This window comes from Collinsella aerofaciens, assembly GCF_028206795.1.
Taxonomy (GTDB): domain Bacteria; phylum Actinomycetota; class Coriobacteriia; order Coriobacteriales; family Coriobacteriaceae; genus Collinsella; species Collinsella aerofaciens_AX.
Genome location: NZ_JAQLFJ010000008.1, coordinates 103,882 through 110,122, shown reverse-complemented (window position 1 = coordinate 110,122; position 6,241 = coordinate 103,882). Strand labels below are relative to the sequence as shown.

At 53.1% G+C, this 6,241-nt stretch carries 6 protein-coding genes and 1 tRNA gene; 4 read left to right on the top strand and 3 right to left on the bottom strand.

Going from position 1 to position 6,241, the window contains the following annotated elements:
- Positions 1 to 48 precede the first annotated feature (48 nt).
- Positions 49 to 627 carry a PTS transporter subunit EIIC gene (locus tag PMX70_RS06935; protein ID WP_271743219.1) on the bottom strand — a complete coding sequence of 193 codons (579 nt, stop codon included), beginning with the start codon at positions 625 to 627 and terminating at the stop codon, positions 49 to 51.
- Between the two features lie 356 nt (positions 628 to 983).
- Here PMX70_RS06935 and PMX70_RS06930 point away from each other — a divergent pair, with 356 nt between their 5' ends.
- Both PMX70_RS06930 and PMX70_RS06925 read left to right on the top strand, forming a co-directional pair.
- Positions 984 to 1,904 carry a DUF7916 family protein gene (locus tag PMX70_RS06930; RefSeq protein WP_022094155.1) on the top strand — a complete coding sequence of 307 codons (921 nt, stop codon included), beginning with the start codon at positions 984 to 986 and terminating at the stop codon, positions 1,902 to 1,904.
- A gap of 72 nt (positions 1,905 to 1,976) precedes the next feature.
- On the top strand, positions 1,977 to 2,696 hold the full coding sequence (locus PMX70_RS06925; RefSeq protein WP_195520964.1) for a GntR family transcriptional regulator: 720 nt from the start codon (positions 1,977 to 1,979) through the stop codon (positions 2,694 to 2,696).
- Positions 2,697 to 3,128: 432 nt separating this feature from the next.
- Here the strand turns inward: PMX70_RS06925 and PMX70_RS06920 are convergent, their stop codons facing one another.
- Positions 3,129 to 3,893, bottom strand: a complete 765-nt coding sequence (locus PMX70_RS06920) for a DeoR/GlpR family DNA-binding transcription regulator (RefSeq protein WP_271743218.1) — start codon at positions 3,891 to 3,893, stop codon at positions 3,129 to 3,131.
- Between the two features lie 205 nt (positions 3,894 to 4,098).
- Between PMX70_RS06920 and PMX70_RS06915 the strand changes: the two genes are divergently transcribed.
- Positions 4,099 to 5,151: an aldose epimerase family protein gene (locus PMX70_RS06915; protein WP_271743217.1), complete on the top strand. Its 1,053-nt coding sequence runs from the start codon at positions 4,099 to 4,101 to the stop codon at positions 5,149 to 5,151.
- Positions 5,152 to 5,235: 84 nt separating this feature from the next.
- Here PMX70_RS06915 and PMX70_RS06910 read toward each other — a convergent pair whose 3' ends face one another.
- On the bottom strand, positions 5,236 to 5,715 hold the full coding sequence (locus tag PMX70_RS06910) for a PTS sugar transporter subunit IIB (protein ID WP_271743216.1): 480 nt from the start codon (positions 5,713 to 5,715) through the stop codon (positions 5,236 to 5,238).
- A gap of 157 nt (positions 5,716 to 5,872) precedes the next feature.
- Here PMX70_RS06910 and PMX70_RS06905 point away from each other — a divergent pair.
- Positions 5,873 to 5,948, top strand: a tRNA-Thr gene (locus tag PMX70_RS06905).
- Positions 5,949 to 6,241 lie beyond the last annotated feature (293 nt).

Sequence of the window (6,241 nt, the reverse complement as noted above, 5' to 3'; positions counted from 1 at the left end):
AGCAAGAAGGCGGAGGGCTAGAGCAAGGCGGGGCCGAGGCCGCCTCGATCAATTTGCGAAAGAATCTTGACGGTACCAACTCTGCGCAATAGAGCCAGGGACCTCTTTGGGAAGCTTGATCGTCACATTATGGCTAATGCACACCTTATAGATATTAACGGTCAAGAATGCGGCTACGAACGCAGCGAGAAAACCCTTGGTTCCCATATAGCCGGTTTCAAAAACAGATGTATCTGCTCCGCCAATCGAGACAACATCGTTCGTCACCGATAGCAAGAGCATGCCGCACATGGCACAAACCATGCACGAGGTGGGGTTGAGAGATTTACCCGAAGGCATGCGACGGTTCATCGACATTGCAAGTGAGCTCGCCGTGGTGCCGGCCACCATAATGCCAAGAAGTCCCATGGTATATGCATAGATTTTATTGAAGAAATCCAGCACCTCAGACGGAAGCGTGATGCCTACATAGGCAGGGAGCGTCGAAAGAAGAAGGAACAGGCTCGAGAACAGCACAATTGGCATATTCGAGAGAAAGCCATCCTTAATCGCCACCAGATAAATGTTCCTCGAGATTTTGTCGAAGAGGGGCTGGTGTTTTTCAAGGAATTTGACGATAGCGTCCATAACACATCCTTTCATGATTCCCGGGCACACAACGATTTATCCGGACTCAACCGTCGTCGTCCCCGTTTGTATCCACTTATGTAAGTGAATACGTTCTTGTGCGAAATGTAATATCATTTGCGCGATTTGTCATAACCAATTCTTTTTCCGCTTTGTCGATATGTCAAGAATTCAAATACTTATTCGGTGAACGGTAGTTGATTAATATAAGGTTTTCCCAGCTAAAGGCTATTTTTTCCGAGCAGTACAATAAGTTTGCAACCGTTCACCGATTGGATATAACATATTGAATATATTGTTGTAACAATATTAGAGACAATGTCACAAGCCTGTCGTTCTAGTCAAAGGAAGTAACAATGCCCAAACGATTACTGAACATGTCCGCATCCGATTTTGCCGCCACGTCACCCATGGATCTAAAACAGGCAATTCTGGCTTCCGAGGGACGTACCATCATGGCGGAAAACGTACCCTCTTCCCAATTTCTCGGCGGCGTTACTAATGCAGAAATCGAACGTGCCGCAGGTGCCGACCTGCTTCTGTTTAACGCGCTCGATGTGTTCGATCCAGTTATTGCCGGTATTCCAGATGATCTCAATGAAAACCCGGTCACTTGGGTGAAGCGAGCATGCGGAAGGCCCATTGGCGTCAATCTGGAGCCAGTTGATAACGAGGCAGAGATGTCTGAATCCCGAACGGAAATCCCCATGGGTCGTCGCGTCTCTCCCAAGACCTTAGAAAAGGCTAACGAACTCGGATTTGATTTTATCTGCCTGACGGGCAACCCTGGAACCGGCGTCTCCAACGATGCAATCGCCCATTCGATTAAACTCTCCAAAGAGCATTTCAATGGCCTGGTCATAGCCGGAAAAATGCATGGAGCGGGCGTTGCGGAACCTGTCATGACGCTCGAAATTGCGCGCAAGTTTGTTGACCTCGGCGTCGATATCCTTCTCGTGCCAGCCCCCTACACCGTCCCTTGCTTCCAAGAAGCAGACCTGCGCGCCATCGTAGACTTTGTACGATCCCACAACGTAGGCAAGTCAATTGAAGAGAAGGTTCTCGTCATGGCGGCGAACGGGACGAGTCAAGACTCCTGCGACAGCGAGACCATTAAGAAAATAGGCCTTGCAGCAAAAGCAGCCGGCGCTGACCTCCAACATATCGGGGACTCCATGAACGGTATTTGCCTGCCCCAGAATATCTTCACGCTCGGACAAGCCCTTCGTGGATACAGGCATCAGATCGTCATGCTGAGCCGCTCTGTGATACGTTAAGGTTACCTTGCCCACGTTACATCCCGACTGAGGCAACCATCAGGTATAACCAACATGCAAACTGAGGCTCTAATGCTCGATACACACGAAAAACGGCCACTCTATTTACAGCTCACCGACGCGCTGCTCAAGCAGATCGTCGATGAATATCAAGCAGACGATAAACTTCCAACAGAAATGGAACTCTGCGACGAATACGCCGTAAGCAGAACAACCGTCCGACTTGCCATGAGTGAGCTGGAGCGTCGTGGAAGTATCTATCGAATCCAAGGTAAGGGGTCGTTTGTTGCACCGAAACGCGTTAGCGAGCTCAATTCACTTTTAGACTTTGACTTTGCAAGCCATTGCGATGGCGTTGATCCAGATGCCATTACCAAACATTTCGGCGGCCTCACATCAGGTCGTCCAATTTCCGTAATGATGCTCCAACAATTTGGATGTCAAAGTCGCGACAAAATTCAGCGTCTTGAATTGACCTACGAACTTGAAGGCAGCTTCATAGGCGCTGATACGTTCTTCATTTCAAAGTCGCGCGTTCCGAATAACCAGTTAGATTTTCAGGCATTTAGCAGAATCATGGACGACTTGTCCAAGTCTATCCAATCTGTTAGGGAAAGCTATAGAGCACGTCAGCTTAGCGATTCCGAAGCCAGTAATTATGGTGTTGCAAAACTTCCGGTCATCGAACTGACTCATTATGCTTACGACTCCGGAGGCAAACTAATCTCAATTGTCTGCCGCACCGTCTTAACTGGGCGAATCCCTTATCAAAACTTTATTTTCAAGTCCTAATGTTCTTTTTCTTTTGTCTCGATCTGTAACACGTAGCCGAGTTTTTAAGTCCTAACCGTTACAGATCGAGACAAACAAGGTAGACCACGCCGAATTGTCTCAATCTGTAACACTAAGACCGGTTTTGGACGTCTAGATGTTACAGATTGAGATGAATGCACAGGTCAATCCTCTCAATCTCAATCTGTAACAACTAGCTGAATTTTTCGGTCCTAGCTGTTACAGATCGAGACAAACGGAATAGGCCGAGCCAAAAATCTCGATCTGTAACATCTGACTCACTTTTGGCCGCCTAGATATCACAGGTTGAGACAATTTGATAGTGGAGTCCTCATTTGCGCGTCATATCGCGTAGCGCTGACGCGCTGGTTTCCACAATGACAGGAGGTAAAAGTCCTCCCGCATCACCCGTTGGCAATCCCGTAGCGATAACTAGCAAATAACCTGCGTGTGCTCCTCGATGGCGGCACGATCTTCGGCGGAGATGCTCGGCTCACATACCACGGCGTCCAGGCTGTCCAGGCGGCAGAAGGTGTAGAAGTCGCGCTTGCCGATCTTGCTGGAGTCGGCGATCAGATAGCGCGAGTCTGCTTTGCTAAAAGCGAGCTGCTGGATACGGCCCTCGTCCATGTTGGACGTAGATACGTCACCGTCCAAGATGCCGTTGGCGCCGATAAACGCCGCGTCGATTCCCAGCGCGCGCAGGGTATCCTCGGCCGTGGGGCCCACAAAGGCGGCAGTGCGGCGGCGGTACACGCCGCCCACCAGGCACAGTTCGCAGTCTTCGCGCGCCTCGAGCAGGTTAAACACCGAAAGCGAATTGGTCACAATGCGCAGGCGAAACGCCGGCAGCATCGAGGCCATCTGCTCAACCGTGGTGCCCGTGCCCAAAAAGATGGTCGAGCCTTCCTCGATAAGCTCCACAGCACGGCGCGCAATCTGCAACTTTTCCTCGGCATGCTTCGTGCGCTTTTCGCTGTGCGAATACTCATGGCGCAGCATAGCGTGTGGACGGCTCTGCGCACTGCGGGCTCCGCCGTGCACGCGCTCGATCTCGCCCAGGCTCGCAAGCTCCTCAAGGTCACGGCGGATCGTCATATCCGAGACACCTAACGCATCCGAAATCTCCTTGACCGAGACCGTTCCCTGTTCCTCGAGCAGCTGCCGAACCTTATCCTGTCGCTCCGCTTTAATCACGATGAGTCCTCGCTGTTCCACGCTCACGTCAATTCAAACAATAACGAACAAATTGTATCAGACTCGCGCGCGTCAGAAATGAACGCCCGCACAGCTCCAATCATCACTTTTTTGAGAAAAATACCCCCTGCTTTAGTGGGGTGTAGTGATAATCTCGCCTGTTCGCGCTAGAGTTTGTCGAAAATACCTCGATGTTAGGAACCAAATGATCACTTCCGAGCTTTTCGGCACCGCGCCGTGCGGTACCCCCGTTCATCGTTACACCCTCAACGGGCCCGAGATCTGCGTACGCATCATGGACTATGGCGCCACCGTGCTGGGTATCGATGTGCCCGACATTCCCGGCAACGTGCGCGATGTGGTGCTGGGCTTCGATAAGCTCGAGGATTACTTTGACAACCCCGCCTGCTTTGGCGCGACCATCGGCCCCGTGGCAAACCGCACCGCAGGCGCCACGATCACCATCGCCGGCACGGACTGGCATATGCCCGCCAACGAGGGCGCCAACAACCTTCACAGCGACCTTGAGCACGGCCTGCATAAACGCGTGTGGGACGTTGAACTCGACGAGACTCACAACGCCGTTCGCATGACCACCTCGCTTGAGGATGGCGAGCTGGGTCTCCCCGGCAACCGCACCTTTACGGCCGTGTTTACCGTGACGCGCACCGGCGTCTTTCGCATCGAATATGGCTGCGAGAGCGACCGCGCCACGTACGTGTCCATGACCAACCACACGTACTTTAACCTTGCCGGCCATAACGCCGGCATGGACTGCGAGCACTTCTTTGTCGCTAACGCTGCCCACTACCTGCCCATCAACGACCAGAACATCCCCACCGGCGAGATCGCTCCGGTCGAGGGCACGCCGTTTGACTTCCGTGAGCTGCGCCCCGTCGCTCCCGGCATGGAAGCCGACGACCCGCAGATTAAGCAAGCGCGCGGCTACGACCACTGCCTGTGTATCGATGGCTATCAGTACGGCCGTAATCTGCGCCGCGCGATGCACGTCGAGGAGATGTGGACCGGTCGTGAGCTGGACTACTACACCACCGCCCCGGGCGTGCAGCTCTACACCGGCAACTGGCTGGGCGACGAGCACGCCAAGGACGATGCCAACTATGGCTGGGGCGCCGGCTTTGCCCTCGAGGCCGAGATGTACCCCGACACGCCGCACCAGCCGCTGTTCCCGCAGGGCATTGTTGGCCCGGGTCACCCCTACAGCAATGTGATCGAGTACCACTTTATGAGGCACTAAGCCCATAACGCGACATATCGCACAGCAGCGCCCGCCGGCACCACCGCCGACGGGCGCTTTGCTACCTAGTCATTGGGGACGTTCTTAAATGACTAGTTGAATGGGGTCGGGGTTGGAGCTGGGGAGGTAGCGGATTTCTAGTTCTATGCCGAGCGCTTGCAGCTCTTTGAGGGCAGCGACGTCTGTGTCGTCTACGGCAACTGCGGGTGTTGCGGGACGCTTGCCCTCCCCTGCCTGCATATGGCCAATGCTGATCTTGGTGATCGGCACACCACCCTTAACCAGCGCGAGCGCATCGGCGGGTGAGGCCACCATGATCAGAATCCATTGACGCGGCGTTGCGGTATGGATGATGTCGATGGTCCTTTGCACCGAGAAAAACCGTGTCCACACGCCCTCGGGCGCCGCGACCCTCATAGGCGCCCACTTGCGCGAATCCGCCGCAATCTCGTCGTTAACGATCAGGACGAGGTTGGAACCAACCGCCTCATTCCACAGCTCAACGTCTTGCCCGTAAATAAACCGATCATCGATGCGTGTGAGAAGAATCTTGGGTTGAGCCATCACTGCCCCATTCTGCTTGAGACCCGTAAGAGCAAGACATCACGTCTCCAATATTAGTGCATTTAAAGTGAGAAAAGCCGTCAGAACACTTGCGCGGATGTGCGATGTCCCGTATCATAGACAGCCGTTGACGCCTCAGTTGCGTCATCACATGGCCGCCAGCGTAGCTCAGTTGGTAGAGCACCGCTCTCGTAAAGCGGGGGTCACCGGTTCGAGCCCGGTCGCTGGCTCCATTACACAAGATAGCCGCCTTCGGGCGGCTTTTTTTGTTGCCAATTCGCCCACTCGGTGGACTTCGGGTTTAATGCTTAGGGGCGGGGATTTACCAAAGTGAAATTTTAATGAAAAGAAACCCAGCTGTAACAATTGCCATGGTGAGGGCTCGAGTTGGTCATATAGATCTAAAATAGTCACGATCCCTTCTCTTTTGCTGGCACGATATATCTATACAAGGTTGTGAACGGAAAACAAAAATACGTCGATTGCTATCCGACAAACGGGTCTGGAATTGCATTCACCGGCATTT